The following is a 23,893-nucleotide window of genomic DNA, read 5'->3' as shown; positions in this document are numbered from 1 at the left end:
GTCCACACCGGAGGGAACGCCATCAATGGAGCAGTGTGGTCAGAAAAATTGACAGACATCCACGACTTGGGAGGAAACCATATGGATCGTCGTTCTTTCCTGCGCAAAGGTGCGCTTGGCGGGGCAGCCGCAGCTGCCAGTAGCGCACTCGCCGCACCTGCTATCGCGCAAGAAACCCCTACCGTGACGTGGCGCATGACCTCGTCTTTCCCCAAATCGCTCGACACGATCTACGGCGCCGCCGAGACGATGGCGAATTACGTCAAGGGAATGACGGACGGGAAATTCAACATTCAGGTCTTCGCGGCGGGCGAAATCGTGCCCGGCCTGCAGGCCATGGATTCGGTGTCGAACGGCACCGTCGAGGCTTGCCACACCGCGTCCTACTACTACTGGGGTAAGGATCCGACCTTCGCCTTCGCAACCGCAGTGCCGTTCGGCCTGAACATGCGCATGCAGAACGCCTGGTTCTACTATGGCGGCGGCAACGACCTGATGAACGAGTTCTACGCGAACTACGGCATCACCGCATTCCCCTGTGGCAACACCGGCGCCCAGATGGGCGGCTGGTTCCGCAAGGAGATCAACACGCCCGAAGACCTCAAGGGCATCAAGATGCGGATCGGCGGCTTCGGCGGCAAGGTCGTGGAGAAGCTCGGCGTCGTGCCGCAGCAGATCGCCGGCGGCGACATCTACCCGTCGCTCGAGAAAGGCACGATCGACGCCACCGAATGGGTCGGCCCCTATGACGACGAGAAGCTCGGCTTCTACAAGGTCGCACCCTATTACTACTATCCCGGCTGGTGGGAAGGCGGCGCCTGTCTGCACGCCATGTTCAACAAGAACGCTTACGAGCAACTGCCCGAGGCCTACAAGGTCGCACTGCAGGCAGCGACGCAGGCGGCGAACTCGGATATGATGGCGTCCTATGACTACAAGAACCCGACCGCGCTGAAGAAGCTCCTCGGCCAAGGGGCACAGCTGCGTCCGTTCAGCCAGGACATCCTCGAAGCCTGCTTCAACGCCGCGAACGAGGTCTACGACGAGATCAACAGCTCGAACGAGGCGTTCAAGAAGATCTACGACAGCCAGTTCAGCTTCCGCAACGACGCCTATGGCTGGTGGCAGCTGTCGGAGTTCAACTTCGACTACTTCATGATGCGCCAGCAGGCTGCGGGCAATCTGAAGATCTGAACCACGCCCAGCGTGAAACGAGAAGGCCCCGGGGTTCGCGCCCCGGGGCCTTTTTCGATCCGGGTGCGGCCCGACCTCACTTCGTGGTCGCGGCCCCTGCCGTCGCGCCTGCCACGGCCCCCACGGGTCCGGCCACGACAAGCCCGCCGACGCCGCCAGTGGCTGCGCGTTCGGTGGTGGTATCTCCACAGGCCGCGAGCGAAACCAGCAGGCCGCCCGCCATCACAATCGTCGCAATTCGCATCTTCTCGTCCTTTCGATAGCAGCCGCAACGCGCGACCTTCTCAAGGACAAGACGCCGAGACGCCTTTCGCGGTTCCCAAGCTCCGTGAAAGGCTGCTCGTCAGTTCCTGCGCGTCACCACACCTAGCCCGGCCCCGACGACCGCTCCGACAGGGCCCGCCACGACGAGACCGGCCACGCCGCCCGTCGCCGCCCGCTGCTCCTTGGTCTCACCACAGCCCGCCAGCGCAAGCAACGAAACCCCGAAAATCACCAGAAGAGGATACCGCATCCCTCGCCCTCCACTCTCTCTCTATAAAAAAGGGGCGGCCCCTGAAGGCCGCCCCGATCTTTCATTTTACGGTCGATCAGTTGCTGCCCGGTGTGGGAAGCGGGGGCAGCCCGCCCGGAGCCGCGCTTCCCGAGCTTGACCCACCAGAGGTCGACCCACCGAGCGGCGCCAGAGACGGCAGTCCACCGAGGCCGCCCCCATCGCCCATGCCCGGCATCTGGGGCAGCTTGATCTCGACGTCCTTCAGATCAACCTGCGGCCCCTTGTAGTGCATCACCATGGCCGGGAAGGCGATCACGATGGCGATCATCGCAACCTGGATGAACACGAAGGGAATGGCGCCCCAGTAGATCTGCGAGGTCTTCACCGGCTCCATCTTCTTGCCGGTAACCTTGTCGATATAGGGCACCTTGGCCGCGACCGAGCGCAGGTAGAACAGCGCGAAGCCGAAGGGCGGGTGCATGAACGAGGTCTGCATGTTCACGCCCAGGATCACGCCGAACCAGATCAGATCGATCCCCAGCGCCTGCGCGGCAGGCGCCAGAAGCGGCACGATGATGAAGGCCAGCTCGAAGAAATCGAGGAAGAAGGCGAGGAAGAACACAAGGAACGACACCACGATCAGGAAGCCCAACTGGCCACCCGGAAGCGAGGTCAGCAGATGCTCGACCCAGACCTGCCCGTTCACCCCGTAGAAGGTGAGCGAGAAGACCCGCGCGCCCAGCAGGATGAACAGCACGAAGGCCGACAGACGCGTCGTCGCCGCCAGCGCGTCACGCACGACGGGGAAGGTCAGACGCTTCTTGACCGCCGACAGCACCAGCGCGCCGACCGCGCCCATGGCGCCGCCTTCGGTGGGAGTCGCAACACCCAGGAAGATCGTGCCCAGCACCAGGAAGATCAGCGCCAGCGGCGGGATCAGCACGATGACCACCTGCTGGGCCAGACGGCTCATCAGGTTGATCTTCAGCGCCTTGTCGAGCAAGGCCACGATATAGACGACGATCACGGCGGCACCGGCAGCCAGGATCTCGGAGTTGTTGACGCTCGACCCGCTCGCCTCGAAATACTTCTCGGCGAAGATGAAGACCGCGACCGCACCTGCCAGCGCGACGAGGAGCGACATCACACCCGAGCCGAGCGTACGCGCCTCTTTCGGCAGGGCCGGCATCGACTTCGGCTTGATGATCGACATCACGAGCACGTAGCCGAGGTAGATGCCGGTCAGCACCATACCGGGGACCAGCGCGCCCTTGTACATGTCACCCACCGAAACGCCCAGCTGGTCAGCCAGAACGATCAGCACCAGCGAAGGCGGAATGATCTGCGCCAGTGTCCCAGACGCCGCAATGACACCTGTGGCCACCTTCCGATCATAGCCGTAGCGCAACATGATCGGCAGCGAGATCAGGCCCATAGCGATCACCGACGCCGCGACCACGCCCGTGGTCGCCGCCAGAAGCGCGCCCACGATGATCACCGCATAGGCGAGACCGCCGCGCACCGGACCGAACAACTGACCGATCGTGTCGAGGAGATCCTCGGCCATGCCCGATTTCTCGAGCACGATGCCCATGAATGTGAAGAATGGGATGGCAAGTAGGGTCTCGTTCGACAAGACCCCGTAGAACCGTTGCGGCATCGCATTCAACAACGGCCAGTCAAGATTGATCGTCCCGCCGGAATAGCCCGACAGTTCAACGCCGATGACGAAGAACAAAAGACCGTTGGCCGCGAGCGCGAAGGCCGCAGGATAGCCGATCAGCAGGAAGACGATCAGCGAGATGAACATGATCGGGGCCATGTTCTGAGCAATAAGCTCGAGCATTACAGACCCTCCTCTTCGGCGATGGGATCATGGCCGTGATGGCCCGCGCTGTCGGCATGGGGATCCGCGATCAACCCACGCATCACGCCGATCTTCTTGATGATCTCGGACACGCCCTGGAAGAACAGCTGCCAGAAACCGATCAGCAGCAGGAGCTTGGCCGGCCACAGGATCAGACCGCCCGAATTCGTCGACATCTCGCCCGAGCGGATCGAGATCATCACGAAGGGAGTCAGCTTGAACAGCATCAGCACGACGAACGGCATCAGGAAGAAGATATGCCCGAGCAGATCGATCCAGTGCTGCACTTTCCGCGAGAACGCACCATAGATGATGTCGATGCGGATATGCTCGTTTTGCTTGAGCGTGTATGCGGCAGCGCCCAGAAACGCCGCGCCGAAAAGATACCATTGCAATTCCAGCCAAGCGTTCGACGACATGTCGAAGGCTTTGCGTACAATGGCGTTGGTCGCACTCACGAGGACCGACACCAGAATAAGCCACGACACCGCCTTGCCGATGGTCTCGTTTATCCGGTCGATCGCGCGTGAAAGGGCCAGCAAAGCGCCCATCTCACTTCCTCCCTAATTTTGTCCCGAAAGCCTGCCCGAGGCTTTGCCCGTGATTGGCCGAGTGGAGGCGAAAGGTCAAGCAATTAAGGCCCTATCTGGTCTGTTCACTTGACCAGATCGACCTAAAAACATCGCTCCCCAGCGCCGACCTGGCGACTGACGAAGCGTCAACGGGATCACTTTGATGCGACTGACCTAGCGGCACCCGCGTCGCACGCCGCTTATGATTTCTCAAAGTTGCGACTCGCAGGTCGCGATGCGCAACAATCGGGAAGAAATTTCCTCCCTTCGCGACATTTTATTCAGCGTTTGGGCATTGACGCCTCCTGCACCCGCTCATAATGTCCGCGCAAAGCAGTCCGAAAGGGATCCGCAATGGATGCGATTCTTCTTGTCGTCGTAGGAGCCAAGCGCATGGGCCGGTAACGGTTAGACCATGAAGGTTCCCATGCGCCCCCGCCTCAAAGCCGGGGGCTTTTTATTGGACGATTGGACGCTTGAGAGGTAGCGGCGGGCGGCGTGGCCCTCGCGCAAGGATGGAGTGAGCATATGGCACGGCAGATGACCGGCGCGAAGATGGTGGTTCAGGCGCTGAAGGATCACGGGGTCGAGGTAATTTTCGGCTATCCCGGCGGCGCGGTCCTTCCCATCTATGACGAGATTTTCCAGCAGAACGACATCCGTCACATTCTCGTCCGCCACGAGCAGGCCGCGATCCACATGGCCGAAGGCTATGCGCGTTCGACCGGCAAGCCGGGCGTGGCGCTGGTGACCTCGGGCCCGGGCGCGACCAATGCGGTGACGGGTCTGACCGACGCGCTGATGGACTCGATCCCGCTGATCGTGCTGTCGGGTCAGGTGCCGACCTTCCTCGTGGGCACCGATGGTTTCCAGGAGGCCGACACGGTGGGCATCACCCGCCCCTGCACCAAACATAACTGGCTGGTGAAAGACCCCGCGAAACTCTCCGAGACGATCCATCAGGCTTTCCACGTGGCGACCTCGGGCCGCCCCGGCCCGGTGCTGATCGACATGCCCAAGGACGTGCAATTCGCGGTGGCCACTTACTGCGAGCCGAAAGCCGCGAAGGTCGACCATTACCAGCCGCAGGTGAAAGGCGATCTCGACGCGATCACCAAGCTGGTCGAGCTGATCGAAACCGCCGAGAAGCCGGTCTTCTATACCGGTGGTGGCGTGATCAATTCGGGCCCTGCCGCGAGCCAGCTGATGCGCGAACTGGTCGACGCGACCGGCTTCCCGATCACCTCGACGCTGATGGGTCTGGGCGCCTACCCTGCCTCGGGCAAGAACTGGCTCGGCATGCTCGGCATGCACGGCCTCTATGAAGCCAACCTCGCGATGCATGGCTGCGACCTGATGATCAACCTCGGCGCGCGCTTCGACGACCGTATCACCGGCCGCGTGGCGGACTTCTCGCCGAAATCGACCAAGGTGCATGTCGATATCGACGCCTCCTCGATCAACAAGATCATCGCCGTCGACCTGCCGATCCTCGGCGACATCGGCCATGTGCTCGAAGACGTGCTCAAGGTCTGGAAGTCGCGCGGGCGCAAGGTGAACAAGCCCGCGATCGAGAAATGGTGGAAGAAGATCGACGAGTGGAAGAAGGTGAACTGCCTCGCCTACACCAACTCGGAAAAGACGATCAAACCGCAATATGCGCTGCAGCGTCTCGAAGAGCTGACCAAGGGCATGGATCGCTACATCACCACCGAGGTGGGTCAGCACCAGATGTGGGCCGCGCAGTTCCTCGGCTTCGAGGATCCGAACCGCTGGATGACCTCCGGGGGCTTGGGGACGATGGGCTATGGCTTCCCGGCCTCGATCGGCGTGCAGATCGCCCATCCCGAGAGCCTCGTGATCAACGTGGCAGGCGAGGCGAGCTGGCTGATGAACATGCAGGAGATGGGCACCGCGACCCAGTTCCGCGTGCCGGTGAAGCAGTTCATCCTCAATAACGAGCGTCTGGGCATGGTCCGCCAGTGGCAGGAACTGCTGCATGGCGAGCGCTACTCGCATAGCTGGTCCGAAAGCCTGCCCGATTTCGTGAAGCTCGCCGAGAGCTTCGGCTGGAAGGGGATGCAGGTCTCCGACCCCGCCGATCTCGACGATGCGATCATGGAGATGATCAAGCATGACGGCCCGGTGCTGTTCGACTGCCTCGTGGAGAAGCACGAGAACTGCTTCCCGATGATCCCGTCCGGCAAGCCGCATAACGAGATGCTGCTGGCGGCCGATGCCGATGTCTTCAAGGAAGGCGCTGCGCTGGTGTGAGCGACGCCGGGGGCTCTGCCCCCGGACCCCCGGGATATTTGGACCAAGCCGAAGATCGGGTCCGAACTAGGAAAAGGAGAGAGGCAATGGCCGCTCTGAAAATCAAGAAAGGCTCCTCGAGCCATTCCGCTTACGACCTGCGCGACAGCCACGATCAGATTGAGCGCAGCCATACGCTCGCCGTGATCGTGGATAACGAGGCCGGGGTTCTGGCCCGTGTGATCGGGCTGTTCTCGGGCCGCGGCTACAACATCGACAGCCTGACCGTGGCCGAGGTGGACCATAAGGGCCATCGCAGCCGGATCACCGTCGTCACCCGCGGCACCGAGAACGTGATCGACCAGATCAAGGCACAGCTGGGCCGCATCGTGCCGGTTCACGAAGTGAAGGACCTGACCGTCGAGGGCTATCCGGTCGAGCGCGAACTGGCGCTGATCAAGGTTGCGGGGACCGGCGACAAGCGTATCGAAGCGCTGCGTCTGGCCGAGATCTTTCGCGCCAATGTGGTCGACTCGACGCTGGAGAGCTTTGTCTTCGAGATCACCGGCACGCCCGAGAAGATCGACGCTTTCGCCGATCTGATGCGCCCGCTGGGTCTGGCCGAAGTGGCCCGCACCGGGGTCGCGGCGCTGTCGCGCGGGGCCTGAGCCCGAGCGACATGGCCGAGCCGCATCCCGCAACCGATCCTGCTCTGGGTGTCGTCATCGTCACCTATCGGTCTTCGGACGTGATCGCGGCCTGCATCGCCTCGCTGCGGGCGGCGACCGGCGTGGCGCTGCATGTGGTGGTAGTCGACAATGCCTCGCCCGATGACACGGTCGAGGTGATCCGTTCAGCCGTCCCCGATCTGATGGGGGCCGCGGAGGCGGGTCAGGACGGCATCGCGCTGATCGAGGCGGGGGCCAACGGCGGGTTTGCTGCGGGCGTCAATCTGGGGCTGGCGCGGCTCGCGGCCAACCCCGCGCTCGACCGGTTCTGGCTGCTCAACCCCGATTGCGTGGTGCCGCCCGAGACGCCTGCCGCCCTCGCCTCGCATGATCCCGGACCGCGAGGCGCCGCGATGATCGCGCATCGGGTGGTCTATGGTGACGCGCCCGATACGATCCAGATCGACGGCGGGGTGATCGACCGGCGCACCGGGATCACCCATAACCTGAACCAGTTTGCCCCCGCGGACAGCCCTGCCCCGGACCCGGAGCACATCGACTTCGTCACCGGCGCGAGCCTTGTCGCGACCCGCGCCCATCTCGAGCGCGCGGGGCCTCTGACGGAATATTATTTCCTCTATTACGAGGAGGTCGACTGGGCGCTGCGTCGGGGCAATCTGCCGATCTCCTATTGCGAAGGCGCAATCGTTCATCACGTTGCGGGCACGGCGATCGGCTCGCAGCGGATGGGCTCGGTCGCCTCGCCGTTCTCGCAATATTTCAAGCATCGCGCACGGGCGATGTTCCTGCGCCGCCATTTCCCCGCCGGGCTGATCGGCGGCGCGGCGTGGTCGCTTGCCAAAGCCGCGCAATTGCGGGCGCAGGGGCATGGAGCGGAAGCCGCGGCCCTGTTGCGGGGTTTTTTCGGAATGGCACCGCCCGATCCGGTTCTGGCCGCGCTCAGCCCGGAGGCGCGGGCAAAGATCGGCCGTTAATCCCGCCGATGACTCTGTGCAAACCGCGTGTAGCTGGTGGCGCGCGCCTCAGGCCGTGCCGTGTCCTCGGGGGCGTCGGCCCGCTCTTTCACCGCCTCGGTCAGCATCCACATGCCGGCGCCGAACAGGAAGAAGGTGAAGGCGTAGATCGACTCCCAGACATAGACGGTGCAGAGCGTGAAGGTCATCCCCGCGAAGGTGAACACCCAGGAGCGACGGAAATTCTGCATCCGCGTATCGCCGCTGAAATCCCGGAACATCACCTTGAACAGCCCCCAGACATAGCCGCTCGTGACCAGCAGGAAGCCGGGGATGCCATAGCGCACCGCCATCACCAGCCAGAAATTGTCCATCGAGCCGGAATACATGTACCACGGTCGCACCCAGTCGTTCAGGCCGATCCCGAAGACCGGGTTGGCCCAGACATTCTTCAGCCCCCACTCGAAGATGATCGTGCGCCAATAGGCGGTATGGGCCGAGAAGGTCGCGTAGCTGAGAAACACCATGATCGGCGAGCGGTTCGACAGCAGGTCCACCGTGACATAGGCGAAAGCGAAGAGCCCCGTCAGCAGCCACCAGCGCCATTCGATCCGCACGAAGGTGATATACCAGCCGATCAGTCCCAGTTGCAGCAGCAGCGATAGCAGCGCGCCCGAAGACAGCGCGAGAAAGCCATTGAGCAGGATCATCCCGCTCGCCACCACCCGCCACCCGAGCGATTTGATCCCGTCGAAGGCCACGAAGGCGAAGGCGAAGACGACCGAGCAATAGAGCCCGAAATGGATCGGATGGGCGAAGGGGCCCTGCACACGCTCCAGCCCCAAGCGCGGCTCCTGAAAGTTGTAGGTGATCGTGCTCATTCCCGGCAGCTTGTCGATCAGCGTCGGGATCAGGGTCGTGCCGGTCTTGGTCTCGTATAGCGAAAATGGCGTCAGGATCATCACCGACCAGATCAGCACCTTGCCCAGCGCCGCGAAATCCTCGCGCGAGCGGATATAGGCGCGCCCGATCAGGTAGCCTCCCAGCACCTCGAGCCCCACCGAGCCCGCTTGCTGAATGACGCGATCCGGGTTGTTGACCGCGAGCGCGACCGACAGCCACAGCGCATGGAACAGGAACAGCCAGTCCACCGGCAATATCCGCCCCGCGCGCCCGCTGAAGACCCGCGCGAAGGCGGGCAGGATGAAGAACATCAGCACGAGACGGCTTCCGGTGATCGCAAGCGGGCCGAGGTTGAACTTGAAGGGCAGCAGGATCGACAGCACGAACAGCAGCACCGGCCACGGCAGTTTCGCGGTCGCGAGCGCGGCGGTCTCGGCAATGCGGTTTCGCCCACCCGCACGGCGTGTCGGGCGCGCATGCTCCGGCATGGTGCCACCGATCGCCCCGGCGCGCATCAGCGCATCGCCCCGCTTACCGCCGGGCGGCTCGCGGTCAGATCAAGGGCTTCAAGCTCGCCGTGGAAGCTGCCCTTGCCGAAGGGATTGCCCAGCGCAAGGCCCCAATATTCCATCGGCTTGAGCCGCCCCGAGACGGTGCCTTTGCCGATCACCTCCTCGCCCGCCAGCACCTCGAAAAGACTATCCTCCGAGGCGTAGCGGAAGGTGATGTCGTGCCATTTTCCGTCATAGATCGGCACGCGTTTGGTGCGAAGGAACAGCCGCTGCCCACTCTCGGGCCAGAACTCGACCTCGAAGGTACCGCGCCCGGTAACCCGCACGATCAGCGATTGATGCAGGCGCAACAGCTCTCCCGCGGATTTGTAATCGCCCATCGCTCGCAGGCTCATATGCAGCGAGAAGCGATCTGCTCCGAAGAGAGGGGCGACCATCTCGCGCGGGATCACCACTGCGCCCCCGCCGAGCCCGAATTCCAATGCGCCGGGGCTGAGCGGGATCGAGTCGAGCACTTTCGGCTGCGACCCGGCATGCGAGATCACCCGGCCCAGTTGCGGATCGTAGCTGAGGATACGGTCGTCGCGGACCATGACGTAGCCGGTGCTCTGCGCGCTCCGCCCATCGGGCAGCGTGAGCGAGAGGGTCACTTTGTGCCGACCCGGCATTCGGAAGCCCACCGGCACCTGCACACCATCGAGACTGGTCTGCCCGTCGATCTGCCACTCATAGGCGACCTCGGCGGGGTCCACGCCTTCGGGAAGCACACTCGCGCGCGCATCGAATTGCAGCGTCGTGCCGCCTCCCTCGCCGCGGGCAAACCGCATGACCGGCTGGAACGCATCCGGACCGCCGAGGATATCCAGCATCGGCGCACCGATCCCGCTCCCGGCCAATGGACCACTCGGCAGATAGGCGTAATTCGCGATCTCACGCGGCGCACCGGTGCGCGCGGCGACGAAAATATCGTCGTAATAGCCCGCCCGCTGCGGCGTGACGTCCTGGATCAGCAGGTTGTCCCGTACCCTCCAGTCGGGCTGCCCCGCGGGCCCTGCGATCTCGCTCACCGCATTGCGGGCGATCTCGACGGCGCGGGCGTCGCGCGCCACGCGGATCTGCGGGATCCAGAGAACCGGGTCGCGTTTCTCGCCCTCGGAATAGACATCATGGATGAGCGTGTTGTTGGCGATCTTCACGCCGTCCGCCTCCCCCAAAGTGATCCCGTGCAGATGGGCGTTGATGATGACGTTCCCGCTGATCTCGACGTTGCGGTAGAACATCTCCGCCCCGGCCTTGCCGCGATCGACCAGCTCGTTGCGCATCAGGATCGACTGGGTGAAGCCGCCCTCCCCGGAATTGAGCAGATTGCCCCGGATCGCGATGTCGCGGCTCGGTCGCTCGGTCCCAGCGGTCCAGAACTGGATCATGTCGGCATGATCGCCGGACGCGACCGCGCGATGGAAATCGTGAATGTGGTTGCCCGCGATCTCGGCGCGCTCGATTTGGGCGAAGTTCAGCCCGTCCATCCGCATGTCGTGGATATCGTTGCCGACCAGATTCAGATCGGTGCAATCGGTGAAGATCGCGCCGCGATAGAAGCGTCGGAACTCGGAACTCTCGACCCTGATCCCGGTCGAGGCGCGCACGGCGAGGCCGAAAGCAGTCGGCAGCGGGCCCTGCTCGATCAACTCGGGATCGGGCGGCGCGAGGTCACCGTCGAACACTACATTGCGGATTGTCAGATTGCGCGTGGTAAAGACCTGAAACGGGCGCGTGTTGGACCGGTCTCCCTCTGCGTAACGATAGTCGAAAATCACCGCCTCGATCACGACATGACTGACCTCCTGCAGGTCCATTCGCGCGATCACCGCCGGGTTGCCCGGATCGGCAGAGCGAAAGGTGATCGGCGCATCCTCGCGCCCCGCCATACCCCGCAGCTCGAGAGCGTCATAGTCGCCCGGCGCGATCAGGACCGTATCGCCCGGCTCCAGCTTCGCCCCGATCCGCGCGAGTGCTTCCGTATCCGAGACCTGCCAATCGCGCGCCATTGCGGGCCATGCGCCGAGCATGACAAATCCGACGGCCAAAAGCCCAAGCCATCCGACGCGGGCCGCATGCCTCGTGGTGAATGCGATCTGCTCCATCGCTGCCTGCCTGTTCCGGGCCGCTTCTTGCGGCTCTGATGTCTTGACGTCACGCTAGCGTGAGGGCGATCAAGGCAGCAAGCGCTTTAACCCAGATTTAACTTTTCACGTCGCCTTTGTGGCCTTCGCGCCGCTAAAGCCGCCCGAAAATCGCCTGCCGCAGCATCCAGCCCATCCGCGCGAGCCGCAGCCTTGCGAGCGTCCCCACCGCGCGGCGACGCTCGGTCGCACCGTTCAGCTCGGGATGGCGCAGGACCTTCGGCAGATGGGCGAGTATCGACACCGGCATCAACAGCGCCTTCGCGCCCCAACGCAGCCGCGCGGGCAAGCTCGCGCCATTCACGCCGAAGCCTTCCTCGGTCAGGCGCCGCCATTTGCGCGACAGCGCCGCCCAATCCTGCCGCGACGGATGGCCCACGCGCAGCCTTTCTGCATAAACCAGAGAATACCCCTTCGCGGTCGCCCGACGGCACCAGTCCAGATCCTCCGACAGCCCGGCGATGAAGGGGCCGGTGGCCTCATAAACATCGCGCCGGGTCAGCAGGTTGCCGGTGCCGGAGAAGCCTTTCTCCTCGATATAGCGGCGGAAATCGAATGCGAAGACGGTCTCGAACGCCTCCGCGCCGGAACGCGGCGGCGGAGTCTCTTCGAAGACGAAGACATGCCCGCCGACCAGATCGCCCTGCCCGGCCACGGCGAAAGCGGTCGCGATCCAGTCAGGATCGGCCACGCAATCGCTGTCGATGAAGAACAGCCGCTCCGCCGTCGTCTCCGCCACGCCGCGATTGCGGGCCTCTGCCGCGCCCTTCTTGGTCTCGGTGACGATCCGAAGGTCGGGATAGGCCGCGCGGACGGGGCCAAGATCATCGGTCGAGCCATTGTCGACCACCAGCAGCTCGCAACGCGCATCCAGCTGCGGCGAAAGCGTTTCCAGGCAGCGCATCAGCCGCGTGACATCGTTGAAATGCGGGATGATGATCGCGGCCTGGGCCATCATAGAGCCTTCATCAGGTTTAACAGCGCCGCGTCATAGGCGGCGAGCCGGTCGATCCCCCGCGCCAGCGCCGATTGCGCCTCTGCGGCCAGCGTCTCGCGATTGGCGAACCCTCGCTCCAGCGCCGCCATCACCGTATCCGCATCCGCCGTGGTCGCATCGACCGTGTGATCGTAGCCAAGCGCGCCGAAAAGCCCAGCGAACTTGCGGCTATAGGCGAGCGGCACCACCGCGACGCCCGCCGAAAATGCCGCGATACAGGCATGCATCCGCGCCCCGGTGAAGAAATCGAGCCCGGCGATATAGCTCTTGGCCTCCGAGGGGCATGCGAAGGCAGGCGCGCAGATCACATCATGCTCGGCCGCCAGCGTCTCACAGGCGCGCAGGTCATCCTCGATCACCATCGGGCCTTCGGGCACGATCACATGCGGGACCAGATGGACCTCCACTCCCTGCCCCTTGAACCAGTCGATCGCGCGCGCGATCAGCGCGGGATAATCCAGCGCCATCCCGAAATCATTGCTCCCGTGATAGCCCCCCGCCATCAACAACCCCGAGACATTGACGCCGACGCGCACCGGCCCACCATCACCCGGCGCGGGCGGATCAAAAGGCAGCCGCAGCGCCAGATCGGAGGCCAGAACTGGAGCGCCGCGATAGCCCAGATCGTCCAGCGCCGCGCGCGAGCGTTCGTCGCGCACCGCCACCAAAGCCGAACGGTTGAGGCTCATCCGCGCCAGCCGCTTCGACCAGCCCTTGGTGAACGGCCCCACGGTCTGCGGCGCGACCACCAAAGGCGTGCCCGCGAGATGGGTGGCGAACTTCATCCAGAACATCTTCACCAGCCGCGAGGTGCCGTAGATGTCCGCGAAACTGTCGCCGCCGCCAATGTCGATCACCAGATCGGCTGCCTTAACTTCGGCCCACAACCCTTTGGGCGATTTCAGAAACGCGCCATCCACCTCGATCAGCCGCAGGTCATCGCCCGCGACATAGGGCGCGCGCCGGTCCTTCCAGTCGAGCACGGTAATCGCGATCTCGCGCCCCGCTTTCGTGGCCAGATCGCGCAGCAGGGCGATCTCCGACACGGTCAGCGCGCCAACGCCAAGATTGTCCGAGCGCGTCGAGTGGAAGATCAGGCAGACGCGCAGCGTGCGGCTCATATCCGTCCTCGCCAGACGCGGCGCATCGTGCCTGCGAAGTTGCGCAGGTTCCGCGTGACCGGGTTCTGCAATGCACAGGCGCGCAGGTTCATCCCCTCATAGCGCGGGATCGGACGGGCCATCAGTTTGAGCGCGGCGAGACGCGCGAAAAGGGCGCGGCGGCGTTCGCGCTGACCGGGTTGGATCGCGGCGAGTTCCGCCACATCGAACGGCGCGGTCTCGACCGCCTCTGCCGCTTCGGCCTCCCTCAGAATGTCCGCGCCGAGCCGCGTGCGCGCCACGATCAGGCAGCGCCCCGGCGCCTCCTCGAACAGCGGATAGCCTTCGTCATCGGCTTCCCACGCATCGGCGCAGACCAGATCGGCGGCAACCCCGGTGCCATCGGCGCAAATCTTGCAGCGATGCTGGACATGGCGCGAGAGCACCCCGCCCCAGGCCGCGTGATAGCTCGTCTCGCGGGTGGAGCCATCATGCAGCGTGGCCACCGTCTTGCCCGGCCAGCCATTGCCGCGATAGCGCAGGCCTGTCAGTTGATCCTCGGGCGCGCCCATCTCCGCCAGCAACTCCCGCGCGCCCTCCGCGCTGGGAACGCCCGCGCAGAAGAAGGACAGGATCACCGGGAAAGTCCGCGCGAGTTTCGGATCGCGCGCCACAAGCGCCCGCAGTGCGACCGCATCGCAAGGCTTCCCGATCACCGCGAAGCGCCGTCCATCGTCAATGAGCTTCGACAATTCCGCCAGCGGCGCCGAGGGCGCATAGCGTGAGCCCGCCGCCCCCAGAACCTCGTCGCGCGTGGTGCTCAGCCGCATCCGGTTTCCGATCGGGTTTTCGGGGTCGGGTTCGATCTGGGCGATGGCATCGACACGACCCGATTGCAGCAGATGCAGCGCCAGCGCCGAGAGCGCCCCGCCCGAAGCGCCTGCGTGGCGCAGGTCCGGGTCGGTTGCATGGCCCGCTTTCATCTCCATGAACCGCCCCCAGAGCGGCTCCTCTCCGGCCGCGACGCGCTGCGCGCTCTGGCCCAAGCCGGGGCAACAGGCGGCGATGGCCGTCTCCGCACGGGCAGAAATCTCGGCGCTCTGCACCGGGCGCAGGAAGCCCCGCGCATCAGACGCCATCGCGATCTCATCCGGTGCGACCCCGGCGCAAAGCCCGCAGCCTGCACAGAGATCACCCGCCGCGACATGCGCGAGCGCATCGCTCGATGGTGTCGGAAAATGGCTGTGATGGTTCATGCTCGGCCGCTCTGCTTTTTCACGAAGTTGAACAGCAAAGCCGGGAATCTGGCAAGGCGGCACACCGCCGGAGACCTCGGTTGACGTGGCCGTCAGGCCACAGCCGTAATGCCGCGCTTGACCAAGCAGTACCCGGGGCGGGATTATGGGCGCAAAACATGCTCGGGCGGCCAAACCCCGCCCCATATCGGACAGTACATGCTTCGCACCGCGATCCTCATCCTCAGCGGGAACGCCGCCACCTCGGCGCTGATGCTCGCGCGCAACCTCGTGATCGCGCGGCTGATCCCGGTCGCCGATTACGGCGTGGCCGCGACCTTCGCGATGGTGATGGCGGTGATCGAGATGGGCTCGACGCTGGGGCTGCAGCAGCAGATCGTACAGTCCAAGCGCGGCGACGACCCCGCGTTTCAGGCAGCACTGCAAGGTTTCCAGCTATTACGCGGCGTGATCGCGGCGGCGGCGCTGTTCGTGCTGGCGGGGCCGATCGCCGACTTCCTCGCGATCCCGGAGGCCGCATCTGCCTATCGCTGGCTCGCGCTGGTTCCGCTCCTGACGGCGGCGCAGCATTTCGACATCCACCGCGCCCAGCGCAGGGGCCACTATCGCCCGATGCTGCTGACAGGCGCCCTGCCCGCACTGGCCGCGCTGATCGCAATCTGGCCGCTCTCGCGTCTCTTCGACGACTGGCAGGTGGCGCTTTGGGCGATCCTGCTGCACGCAGCCCTCGGGGTTCTGGTCTCGCACCTGATGGCCGAGCGCCGCTACCGCCTGCGCCTCGACCGCGCCGAGATGCGCGCGAACCTGCGTTTCGGCGCGCCGCTTCTGGCCAATGCGGCCCTGATGTATCTCGTCTTTCAGGGCGACAAGATCATCGTCGGGCGACTGGCAGGAATGGAGGCGCTGGCGGTCTTCGCGATGGGCATGACACTAACGCTGACGCCCACGCTGATTGGCGCGAAGTCGGTGCAGAACCTCTTTTTACCGAAACTCTCGGCCGCACATGGCCGTGCGGACGCCCTCGCGCATCGCCAGCTTGCCGGGGCGACATTCGAGGGGATGTTCCTCACCGGATCGACCCTCCTGCTGGGCACGGTCCTGATCGGACCGTTCGTCGTCACCGCCCTTCTGGGGACGAAATATGCAAGCCTCCTGCCGCTCCTGATCCCCTTCGCGCTTATGAACGCGCTCCGCGCGATCAAGAACGGGCCGAGCACGGTCGCGCTCTCGGCGGGGCAGACCGATAATGGTTTTTGGGGGAACCTGCCCCGGATCGCGGTTCTCCCGCTGAGCTGTTGGGCGCTTGCCCAGACCGGCTCGGTCGTGCCGGTGATCTGGCTCGGGGTCACGGGCGAGGCGATCGGTCTCGGCGTGGCGCTCTGGCGGCTGTCGCGGGTTATGGCGCTGCCACAGGTTGGCCGCGCTGCGCTGACGACCGCACTCGTGCTGGTCGCGATCCCGCTGATTACACTTGCCGCGCCCGGCACGCTGCTGATCTGGCCGATCGCGCTGATCCTGATGGCGGTGCAACTTGCCGCCCTGTCCCATCTGCGGGCCTATTTCGGACACCCGCAGATCGGCACTGCCTGACGCCGCGCCTCTTTACGATTTTCGTGCTACACTCTCCGATGACGCGCGCCATAAACCAAAGAGGGAGGATCGGTATGAACCGATTTCTGGGTTATGTCTTCGTCGCGGCGCTCTCATTCGCTACGCCTGCCCTCGCGGAGGAGATGCGCGAGGTTCCGGTGTATTTCTCAGCGGGAGCGGATAACGCGGTTCTGAGCGATCGCATCAAGGGCTATGACAGCGTGGTCTACACGATCGGCGCCGAGGCCGGTCAGACGATCGATATCAAGCTGTCCACGAACCACACCGCCACGTATTTCAACCTCTACGGCCCTGGGAGCGGGCCCGGCGATCAGGCGATCATGAACAGCCAGTTCACGCCCGAGCTGAACCACTACACCGGCACGCTGCCGAGTTCGGGGACATACAAGATCTCGGTCTACATGATGCGCTCGGCGGCGCGGCGCGACGAGATCGCGAATTTCGACATCCGGATCGGGATCACCGGGAAGACCGGCGCGATCGTGCAGGGCGATTATGCCGACGGGCTGCAGGGCGGGCCGGATTTCTGGCAGGTCCAGACCGGCGATATCAACGATCCGCTGAACCTGCGCGCGAGGCCCTCGACCGGGGCTACGATCCTCGGCCGGTTCCCCGAGGGGGCGATCCTGCGCAACATGGGCTGCCGAATGGCCGAGGGTCAGCGCTGGTGCCAGGTCGCGGCCACCGAGGGCTATCTGACCGGCTGGGTCGCAGGACGCTATCTGCGAGAAGGCTCTGCCCCGCCACCGCGCGTGGCCGAACCCGAGACCCGCGATCAGCAGGTCCAGTTCGCCCCCGGCACGAGCGGCGCGGTGCTGAGATCGACCCTCGCCCCCGGCGCTGCGGTCAACTACCGGCTCGGCGCGCGGGCCAAGCAGTTCCTGACGGCACAGCTCCAGACAGGCTCGCCTGCGGTGCATTTCAACATCTTCACCCCGGACGGCCAGCTTCTCTACGAGAGCCGCGGCGGTAGGCGCGACTATCGCGGACAGCTCTGGCTCAACGGCGAAAACCGGATCACGGTGTACAATATCGGCGACGCCCCTGCCCCCTTCACGATGATCGTCGGGATCGAGTGAGCGCGGGCGCAAACCGGAGGGACAATCCAATGACCAAGAGGACGACACTCACACGCAGGGCCGCCACCGCGGCCCTGGCGGGCGTGACCCTGAGCGCGCTCGCAGCCTGCGTTCCAGAGCCACCCGACGGACGGCCAAGCCCGCTCGACGGGCACTGGGTCGGTAGGTACACCCCTCAGAGCATGCGTGTGATGGATCGGCCCTGCACGCCGGGCTACGGCGGGATATTCATCCGGGACGGCCGGGTTTCGGGCCAGGCCACCAACACCTACGGAGCTTCCTACAGGGTAACCGGGCAAGTCGTCGGAGCCGACCGGATCGTCGGGAATTTCTACTTCCGAACGCGCTCTGTCGGCTCACTCAAGGGGCAGCTCGTCAAAGGGCGCCTCGTGGGGGATTATCAAAACGTCGACGGGTGCAGCGGCACCTGGGTCGCGACGCGACAATGAGGAAGCTTACTCGGAAACCTTCTTCACGAATTGCGACTTCAGCCCCATCTGGCCGATGCTGGGCACCTTGCAGTCGATGTCGTGATCGCCGTCGACGAGACGGATGCCGCGCACCTTGGTGCCGACCTTCACCACCGAGGAGGAGCCCTTCACCTTGAGGTCCTTGATCACTATCACCGTGTCGCCGTCGTTCAGCACGTTGCCCACCGCGTCGCGCACCTCCGCGGGCGCATCCGCGTCACCCGAGGCCGACCATTCATGGCCGCATTCGGGACAGATCAGCAGGGCGTCCATCTCGTAGGTGAAGGACGAGTTGCATTCGGGGCACGGGGGCAAGGTATCGCTCATGGGTCATGCCCTTAGTCTCGCGCGCCTGTTATCGCCAGAAAAATCTTTCTCCTGCGACAAAAAGCGGGAAGCGATCTGTGCGGCTCCGGCCCGCTCAGGCTGCATCAGGCAAGCCGTGAACCTCGCCAGCGCGCAGGACCTCTGGCGCATAGGCCTTGCGGGAAAACACCTCGCGGACGTCCTCGACGAAGCTCTCCAGCGGGTCCATCGGATAGGCCGGATCGAAGCTCGACTGATCCCAGCGCTCGCAGAATTGCTCGCAGCTGCGATAACAGGGGTGGTCCTTGAATTTCTGGCGCTCCTCCGGGTCCCAACCGTAGTGATGGCCGTAATAGGCGATCTGGAAAATGCCGTGATGTTCGACCACCCACGAGACCTCCTCGCGGACATAGGGCCGCAGAATTTCCGCCGCCATCCGGTCGTGGTTCTGGGGCGCGAGCCGGTCGCCGATGTCGTGCAGCAGCGCCGCCACGATCCAGTCAAGATCCGCCCCGTCCCGCCGCGCCCGGGTCGCCGCCTGCAGCCCGTGTTCGAGCCGCGTGATCTGGTAGCCCGACAGCGTCTCCTCCGCCTGCGCGGCGAGTTCGCGCAACAACCGATCCGCCGTTCCTGCAAGGAAAGGCTTCTCCAGCTCTTCGAGCAGTTCGTAATCTTCGCGGGTGCCGTCTTTCATCTGGGTGAAGGAGACTGTCTGTCCGGATGCGGTCATCTGCGGTCCTTCCGGTTGCGGGTTTCATTCCTCGGCCGCCTCGGGCCACACCGGACATCGTGACGCGGGATGGCGAAAATGGCCAGAGCGCGGCCGCACCTTCCAGTTTCACCCCGAACGGAAAGAGGCCCTCTCCGGGGGGCGGAGAGGGCCAGTTTCGCCGATCAGGCTCATTAGTTTACCGCCCGAGCTGTTTTTAGTCTCGCCTGGGCCTTCTCGGCGTCTGGGACGAGCGCACCCGCCCCGGATCTCGTTGTTGCGCAAGGCGGCGCTCAGTGCAGCGCCATCTCGCGCGCGGTCATCAGGGTGACGGTGGTCGCACCGCCGCCCATCCGGATATCGGTCACGTCGAGCGCGTGGTGATCGAGGTCGCCGCCGAGGCAGGCGATCTCGGTGCCCGTGAAAGTCGCGTCGATCAGCGAGGTCAGCCCCTCGCCCACCAGCTCGGCCTCGATGCCACCGGGGATGCGGCGCGTCGTTTTGGGGGTCACCCGCTTATTGCCGACGATCAGGTCCAATTTCCGCTCCTTGCCGCCGTTGGCGGTCGTTTCTGTCCCTCGGGCCGCGCCCGTCTTCCCTCGGCCCGGACAGACCGGACCGCGCCGTCGTCGTCGGGGCCCCGGCCGCCAGACCGAGACCCCTGTCCCTCAAGAGCAACCGCTGGTCGCCCCGCAGGTGTTGCACTTCATGCAGGTGCCGTTGCGCACCAGCGTGTAGTTGCCGCAATCTCCGCAAGCTTCGCCCTCGTAGCCCTGCATCTTCGCCTTGGCGCGGGCATCCATCTGGACCGAGCCCGAGGAGACCGCGGTGGAGCTGGAGGCACGGGCCTGCGCGCTTTGCGCGGGCATCTGCGAGGTCACCACTTCCACGCCGCCCTGCAGAGCCATCAGCTCTTGCGGCAGGCGCTTGCGCAGATAGCCGGTCGAGGAAATCTGGCGCAGCACTTCGAGCGACTTCGAAGCGTTCTCGGACATCGGCTCGACATTGCCGTCGGCGCGCTTGCCCTCGTTCTCGCCACCGCCCAGATCGTCGAAGCTGGTGCCCTGCGGCTTGATATGCGCAAGGTCGGTGCGGTCGAGATAGGACACGGCCAGTTCGCGGAACACGTAGTCGAGGATCGAGGTCGCGTTCTTGATCGAGTCGTTGCCCTGCACCATCCCGGCCGGTTCGAACTTGGTGAAGGTGAAGGCGTCCACGAACTCCTCCAGCGGCACGCCGTATTGCAGGCCCACCGACACGGCGATCGCGAAGTTGTTCATCATCGCCCGGAAGCCCGCGCCTTCCTTGTGCATGTCGATGAAGATCTCGCCCAGCGTGCCGTCATGGTATTCGCCGGTGCGCAGATAGACCTTGTGACCGCCCACGACCGCCTTCTGGGTGTAGCCCTTGCGACGTTCCGGAAGCTTCTCGCGGTGGCTGCGGACGATCTCCTTGACCAGCACCTTCTCGACGATCTTCTCGGCGAGCACGGCGGCCTTTTCCCGGGTCGAGCCGGTGGCGAGGATTTCCTCGGCCTCCTCGTCATCCTCGACCAGCGCGGCGGCCAGCGGCTGCGACAGTTTCGACCCGTCACGGTAGAGCGCGTTGGCCTTGATGCCGAGCGACCAGCTGAGCTCGTAAGCCGCTTTCACGTCTTCGATCGAGGCGTGGTTCGCCATGTTGATCGTCTTCGAGATCGCGCCCGAGATGAAGCTCTGCGCGGCAGCCATCATGTGGATGTGGCTCTCGACGCTGAGGTAGCGCTTGCCCTTCTTGCCGCAGGGATTGGCGCAGTCGAACACGCTCAGGTGCTCGTCCTTCAGGTGCGGTGCGCCTTCCAGCGTCATCGTCCCGCAGACATGGTCGTTCGCGGCGTCGATCTGCTTCTTGGTGAAGCCGAGGTGACGCAGCATGTCGAAGGTCGGGTCGTTCAGCTTCTCGGCCGGGATGCCCAGCGTCTGGGTGCAGAACTCCTCGCCCAGCGTCCACTGGTTGAAGACGAAGCGGATATCGAAGGCGGTCGGCAGCGCGGCCTCGACCTTCTCGATCTCGCGCGGGCCGAAGCCGTGGCCGATCAGCGCGGTGGTGTTGATGTCGGGGCAGTTGCCAAGGCTGGCGTGGCCCACGGCATAGGCGATGATCTCTTCGATCTGCGCCGAGCTATAGCCCAGCGTTTCGAGCGCGCCCGGCACCGAGCGGTTGATGATCTTGAAGTAGCCGCCGCCTGCAAGCTTCTTGAATTTCACCAGCGCGAAGTCCGGCTCGATCCCGGTGGTGTCGCAATCCATTACCAGACCGATCGTCCCGGTTGGCGCGATCACCGACACCTGCGCGTTGCGGTAGCCGTGCTGCTCGCCCAGGGCCAGCGCCTCGTCCCAAGATTGTTTGGCCAGCGCGATCAGTTCCTGATCGGGGCAGCCCTTGTGATCGAGCGCGACCGGCTTGATCTCGAGGCTCTCGTAGCCATCGGTCTTGCCGTAAGCGGCGTTGCGGTGGTTGCGGATGACGCGGAGCATATGCTTCGAGTTCTTCTCGTAGCCCGGGAACGCGCCCAACTCGCCCGCCATCTCGGCCGAAGTGGCGTAGGAGACACCGGTCATCACGGCGGTCAGCGCGCCACACAGCGCCCGGCCCTCTTTCGAGTCGTAGCCCAGACCCATGTTCATCAGCAGGCCGCCGATATTGGCATAGCCGAGGCCCAGCGTGCGGAAGTCGTAGCTGCGCTGCGCGATTTCCTTCGAGGGGAACTGCGCCATCAGCACCGAGATTTCCAGCGTCACGGTCCACAGGCGGGTGGCGTGCATGTAGCTTTCCGCGTCGAACTTGCCGTCCTTGTAGAAGGTCAGCAGGTTCATCGAGGCAAGGTTACAGGCCGTGTCGTCGAGGAACATGTATTCCGAGCACGGGTTCGAGCCGCGGATCGGGCCGTCCTCGGGGCAGGTGTGCCATTCGTTGACGGTGTCGTGGAACTGGATGCCCGGATCGGCGCAGGCCCATGCGGCGTGGCCAACCTGCTCCCACAGCTCGCGCGCCTTCACGGTCTTCGCGACCTTGCCGTCGGTGCGGCGGATCAGTTCCCAATCGGCATCGTCCTTCACCGCTTTCAGGAAGGCGTTGGTGACGCGCACCGAGTTGTTCGAGTTCTGGCCCGAAACCGAAACATAGGCTTCCGAGTCCCAATCGGTGTCGTAGGTCGGGAATTCGATCGAGCTGTAGCCCTGCCGTGCATATTGCAGCACGCGGTTGATGTAGGTCTCCGGGATCATCACGCGCTTGGCGGATTTGATCGCGGCTTTCAGCGCCTCGTTCTGAGTCGGATCGACCGAGGTCTCGTCGGAGCCGTCGAATTCGCGGATCGCGGCGAAGATGCCGTTCAGCTCGCGCTCATGCAGTTTGGAGCCCGCGACCAGCGAGGCCACTTTCTGCTCTTCGATGACCTTCCAGTTGACGAATTCCTCGATATCCGGGTGATCCATGTCGCAGATCACCATCTTCGCTGCGCGGCGCGTGGTGCCGCCCGACTTGATCGCGCCCGCCGCGCGGTCGCCGATCTTGAGGAAGCCCATCAGGCCGGAGGATTTACCACCGCCCGAGAGGCTCTCGCCTTCGGCGCGCAGGCTAGAGAAGTTGGTGCCCGTGCCCGAGCCGTATTTGAACAGGCGCGCCTCGCGGACCCAGAGGTCCATGATCCCGCCCTCTTTCACCAGATCGTCCGAGACCGACTGGATGAAGCAGGCATGGGGCTGGGGATGCTCGTAGGCCGAGGTCGAGGAGGTCAATTTGCCGGTCTTGTGATCGACATAGAAGTGGCCCTGACCGGGACCGTCGATGCCGTAGGCCCAGTGCAGGCCGGTGTTGAACCATTGCGGCGAGTTCGGCGCGGCCATCTGTTCGGCCAGCATGAAGCGCATCTCGTCATAGTAAGCCTGCGCATCAGCTTCCGTGGTGAAGTAGCCGCCCTTCCAGCCCCAATAGCACCAGGCACCGGCGAGACGGTCGAACACTTGCTTGGCCGAGCTTTCGCCCGTGAAGCGCGCCTCTTCGGGGAGTTGGTCCAGCGCCTCTTCATCGGGAACCGAGCGCCACAGGAATTCCGGCACGCCCTTTTCCCTGACCTTCTTCAGCGCCGCCGGGACGCCGGCCTTGCGGAAGTATTTCTGCGCCAGAACGTCCGAGGCGACCTGGCTCCAACCGCTGGGCACTTCGACCGACTCGTTACGGAACACCACCTTGCCGTCGGGATTGCGAATCTCGGATGCGGTCGTCGTGAACTCCAGCGCGCCGTAGGCGCCGGTTTCGTCGGTGGTGAACTTGCGTTCGATCTTCATTGCCCTGTCCCCGTTTGCAGTCAGTCAAATCCGGTGTCGGCGGGAGCCGCAGAGAACAGAAAGCCCGGACCTCGCAGTCGACACCGCGAGGGCTGCGCGCCCCGGATTCGGGGGTGCAATGTCCGAAATCTGTCCCTTGGCCCTAGGCTCCACTACATCTGGTGGGTTGGCCTCCGACACCACACAACCTGCCGTAGGCGCACCGAGCCGTCAACGAAACTTTCACCTTGAGTCAGTCCATTTTTCAGTTGACCGGCCCCAAGGGAAGCGGACTGCACGATTCCTCCACATTTGGTTAACGCTAGGACGCCGCGCTGCGGCACCAATAAGGGCCAAATTTCATTGAGGATTCCCGCGCGTTTGCGGCTCATCTGGGAATTTCAATCCACAGCACGCAATATCTTGTGGATAGCCG

At 64.3% G+C, this 23,893-nt stretch carries 19 protein-coding genes; 6 read left to right on the top strand and 13 right to left on the bottom strand.

What is annotated here, in order from left to right; genetic code table 11:
- Window positions 1-81: 81 nt before the first annotated feature.
- Entirely contained in the window at window positions 82-1,194 is a 1,113-nt protein-coding gene (locus DEM26_RS14405; RefSeq protein WP_075775630.1) for a TRAP transporter substrate-binding protein, read from the top strand.
- A gap of 76 nt (window positions 1,195-1,270) precedes the next feature.
- Here the strand turns inward: DEM26_RS14405 and DEM26_RS20400 are convergent, their stop codons facing one another.
- From DEM26_RS20400 to DEM26_RS14395, 4 genes are all read right to left on the bottom strand, one after another.
- Window positions 1,271-1,438, bottom strand: a complete 168-nt coding sequence (locus tag DEM26_RS20400) for a hypothetical protein (protein WP_157771598.1) — start codon at window positions 1,436-1,438, stop codon at window positions 1,271-1,273.
- A gap of 99 nt (window positions 1,439-1,537) precedes the next feature.
- On the bottom strand, window positions 1,538-1,708 hold the full coding sequence (locus tag DEM26_RS20585) for a hypothetical protein (protein ID WP_166504604.1): 171 nt from the start codon (window positions 1,706-1,708) through the stop codon (window positions 1,538-1,540).
- Between the two features lie 76 nt (window positions 1,709-1,784).
- Window positions 1,785-3,536 (bottom strand): TRAP transporter large permease, encoded by a 1,752-nt coding sequence (locus DEM26_RS14400; protein ID WP_109172692.1) that lies wholly within the window; start codon window positions 3,534-3,536, stop codon window positions 1,785-1,787.
- A complete protein-coding gene (locus DEM26_RS14395) occupies window positions 3,536-4,108 on the bottom strand; it encodes a TRAP transporter small permease subunit (protein ID WP_075775632.1) in 573 nt (190 codons plus the stop codon). The genes DEM26_RS14400 and DEM26_RS14395 overlap by 1 nt, the downstream gene beginning before the upstream one ends.
- A 549-nt stretch (window positions 4,109-4,657) precedes the next feature.
- Between DEM26_RS14395 and DEM26_RS14390 the strand changes: the two genes are divergently transcribed.
- The 3 genes from DEM26_RS14390 (at window position 4,658) to DEM26_RS14380 (ending at window position 8,045) form a co-directional block, all read left to right on the top strand.
- Complete coding sequence (locus tag DEM26_RS14390; protein WP_088720194.1) at window positions 4,658-6,403, top strand: acetolactate synthase 3 large subunit; 1,746 nt, start codon at window positions 4,658-4,660, stop codon at window positions 6,401-6,403.
- An 86-nt stretch (window positions 6,404-6,489) separates the two neighbouring features.
- Window positions 6,490-7,050: an acetolactate synthase small subunit gene (gene ilvN, locus DEM26_RS14385; RefSeq protein WP_075775634.1), complete on the top strand. Its 561-nt coding sequence runs from the start codon at window positions 6,490-6,492 to the stop codon at window positions 7,048-7,050.
- 11 nt (window positions 7,051-7,061) lie between these two features.
- Window positions 7,062-8,045: a glycosyltransferase family 2 protein gene (locus DEM26_RS14380; RefSeq protein WP_109172691.1), complete on the top strand. Its 984-nt coding sequence runs from the start codon at window positions 7,062-7,064 to the stop codon at window positions 8,043-8,045.
- On the opposite strand, the gene DEM26_RS14375 is transcribed toward DEM26_RS14380, so the two are convergent.
- From DEM26_RS14375 to DEM26_RS14355, 5 genes are all read right to left on the bottom strand, one after another.
- Window positions 8,042-9,442, bottom strand: a complete 1,401-nt coding sequence (locus DEM26_RS14375; RefSeq protein ID WP_109172690.1) for an O-antigen ligase family protein — start codon at window positions 9,440-9,442, stop codon at window positions 8,042-8,044. The genes DEM26_RS14380 and DEM26_RS14375 overlap by 4 nt on opposite strands.
- Window positions 9,442-11,583 carry a right-handed parallel beta-helix repeat-containing protein gene (locus DEM26_RS14370; protein WP_109172689.1) on the bottom strand — a complete coding sequence of 714 codons (2,142 nt, stop codon included), beginning with the start codon at window positions 11,581-11,583 and terminating at the stop codon, window positions 9,442-9,444. The genes DEM26_RS14375 and DEM26_RS14370 overlap by 1 nt, the downstream gene beginning before the upstream one ends.
- A gap of 133 nt (window positions 11,584-11,716) precedes the next feature.
- Window positions 11,717-12,580 carry a glycosyltransferase family 2 protein gene (locus tag DEM26_RS14365; RefSeq protein WP_233243121.1) on the bottom strand — a complete coding sequence of 288 codons (864 nt, stop codon included), beginning with the start codon at window positions 12,578-12,580 and terminating at the stop codon, window positions 11,717-11,719.
- Window positions 12,577-13,740 carry a polysaccharide pyruvyl transferase family protein gene (locus DEM26_RS14360; RefSeq protein ID WP_109172688.1) on the bottom strand — a complete coding sequence of 388 codons (1,164 nt, stop codon included), beginning with the start codon at window positions 13,738-13,740 and terminating at the stop codon, window positions 12,577-12,579. The genes DEM26_RS14365 and DEM26_RS14360 overlap by 4 nt, the downstream gene beginning before the upstream one ends.
- Window positions 13,737-14,975 carry a Coenzyme F420 hydrogenase/dehydrogenase, beta subunit C-terminal domain gene (locus DEM26_RS14355; protein ID WP_109172687.1) on the bottom strand — a complete coding sequence of 413 codons (1,239 nt, stop codon included), beginning with the start codon at window positions 14,973-14,975 and terminating at the stop codon, window positions 13,737-13,739. The genes DEM26_RS14360 and DEM26_RS14355 overlap by 4 nt, the downstream gene beginning before the upstream one ends.
- A 198-nt stretch (window positions 14,976-15,173) precedes the next feature.
- Between DEM26_RS14355 and DEM26_RS14350 the strand changes: the two genes are divergently transcribed.
- Window positions 15,174-16,565 carry an oligosaccharide flippase family protein gene (locus tag DEM26_RS14350; protein ID WP_158275130.1) on the top strand — a complete coding sequence of 464 codons (1,392 nt, stop codon included), beginning with the start codon at window positions 15,174-15,176 and terminating at the stop codon, window positions 16,563-16,565.
- Window positions 16,566-16,639: 74 nt separating this feature from the next.
- Entirely contained in the window at window positions 16,640-17,665 is a 1,026-nt protein-coding gene (locus tag DEM26_RS14345; RefSeq protein WP_158275129.1) for an SH3 domain-containing protein, read from the top strand.
- A 455-nt stretch (window positions 17,666-18,120) separates the two neighbouring features.
- On the opposite strand, the gene DEM26_RS14335 is transcribed toward DEM26_RS14345, so the two are convergent.
- From DEM26_RS14335 to DEM26_RS14320, 4 genes are all read right to left on the bottom strand, one after another.
- On the bottom strand, window positions 18,121-18,462 hold the full coding sequence (locus tag DEM26_RS14335) for a zinc ribbon domain-containing protein YjdM (protein ID WP_109172684.1): 342 nt from the start codon (window positions 18,460-18,462) through the stop codon (window positions 18,121-18,123).
- Window positions 18,463-18,556: 94 nt separating this feature from the next.
- Window positions 18,557-19,171, bottom strand: coding sequence for an HD domain-containing protein (locus tag DEM26_RS14330; protein ID WP_233243120.1), 615 nt, complete (start codon window positions 19,169-19,171; stop codon window positions 18,557-18,559).
- 272 nt (window positions 19,172-19,443) lie between these two features.
- Window positions 19,444-19,689, bottom strand: coding sequence for a hypothetical protein (locus DEM26_RS14325; protein WP_075775644.1), 246 nt, complete (start codon window positions 19,687-19,689; stop codon window positions 19,444-19,446).
- Between the two features lie 129 nt (window positions 19,690-19,818).
- Window positions 19,819-23,478 (bottom strand): vitamin B12-dependent ribonucleotide reductase, encoded by a 3,660-nt coding sequence (locus DEM26_RS14320; RefSeq protein WP_109172683.1) that lies wholly within the window; start codon window positions 23,476-23,478, stop codon window positions 19,819-19,821.
- Window positions 23,479-23,893 lie beyond the last annotated feature (415 nt).

It is taken from the genome of Thioclava sp. NG1, from assembly GCF_003122275.1.
GTDB classification, from domain to species: domain Bacteria; phylum Pseudomonadota; class Alphaproteobacteria; order Rhodobacterales; family Rhodobacteraceae; genus Thioclava; species Thioclava nitratireducens.
This window is presented reverse-complemented; position numbering and strand designations above follow the sequence as displayed.

Excerpts from the sequence above, each read along its gene's own strand:
- DEM26_RS14355 (WP_109172687.1), bottom strand. The coding sequence starts at position 14,975 with ATGAACCATCACAGCCATTTTCCGACACCATCGAGCGATGCGCTCGCG.
- DEM26_RS14345 (WP_158275129.1), top strand. The coding sequence starts at position 16,640 with ATGAACCGATTTCTGGGTTATGTCTTCGTCGCGGCGCTCTCATTCGCT.
- DEM26_RS14375 (WP_109172690.1), bottom strand. The coding sequence starts at position 9,442 with ATGCGCGCCGGGGCGATCGGTGGCACCATGCCGGAGCATGCGCGCCCG.
- DEM26_RS14335 (WP_109172684.1), bottom strand. The coding sequence starts at position 18,462 with ATGAGCGATACCTTGCCCCCGTGCCCCGAATGCAACTCGTCCTTCACC.
- DEM26_RS14395 (WP_075775632.1), bottom strand. The coding sequence starts at position 4,108 with ATGGGCGCTTTGCTGGCCCTTTCACGCGCGATCGACCGGATAAACGAG.
- DEM26_RS14370 (WP_109172689.1), bottom strand. The coding sequence starts at position 11,583 with ATGGAGCAGATCGCATTCACCACGAGGCATGCGGCCCGCGTCGGATGG.
- DEM26_RS20585 (WP_166504604.1), bottom strand. The coding sequence starts at position 1,708 with ATGCGGTATCCTCTTCTGGTGATTTTCGGGGTTTCGTTGCTTGCGCTG.
- DEM26_RS14380 (WP_109172691.1), top strand. The coding sequence starts at position 7,062 with ATGGCCGAGCCGCATCCCGCAACCGATCCTGCTCTGGGTGTCGTCATC.
- DEM26_RS14330 (WP_233243120.1), bottom strand. The coding sequence starts at position 19,171 with ATGACCGCATCCGGACAGACAGTCTCCTTCACCCAGATGAAAGACGGC.
- DEM26_RS14405 (WP_075775630.1), top strand. The coding sequence starts at position 82 with ATGGATCGTCGTTCTTTCCTGCGCAAAGGTGCGCTTGGCGGGGCAGCC.
- ilvN (WP_075775634.1), top strand. The coding sequence starts at position 6,490 with ATGGCCGCTCTGAAAATCAAGAAAGGCTCCTCGAGCCATTCCGCTTAC.
- DEM26_RS14360 (WP_109172688.1), bottom strand. The coding sequence starts at position 13,740 with ATGAGCCGCACGCTGCGCGTCTGCCTGATCTTCCACTCGACGCGCTCG.
- DEM26_RS14390 (WP_088720194.1), top strand. The coding sequence starts at position 4,658 with ATGGCACGGCAGATGACCGGCGCGAAGATGGTGGTTCAGGCGCTGAAG.
- DEM26_RS14400 (WP_109172692.1), bottom strand. The coding sequence starts at position 3,536 with ATGCTCGAGCTTATTGCTCAGAACATGGCCCCGATCATGTTCATCTCG.
- DEM26_RS20400 (WP_157771598.1), bottom strand. The coding sequence starts at position 1,438 with ATGCGAATTGCGACGATTGTGATGGCGGGCGGCCTGCTGGTTTCGCTC.
- DEM26_RS14320 (WP_109172683.1), bottom strand. The coding sequence starts at position 23,478 with ATGAAGATCGAACGCAAGTTCACCACCGACGAAACCGGCGCCTACGGC.
- DEM26_RS14365 (WP_233243121.1), bottom strand. The coding sequence starts at position 12,580 with ATGATGGCCCAGGCCGCGATCATCATCCCGCATTTCAACGATGTCACG.
- DEM26_RS14350 (WP_158275130.1), top strand. The coding sequence starts at position 15,174 with ATGCTTCGCACCGCGATCCTCATCCTCAGCGGGAACGCCGCCACCTCG.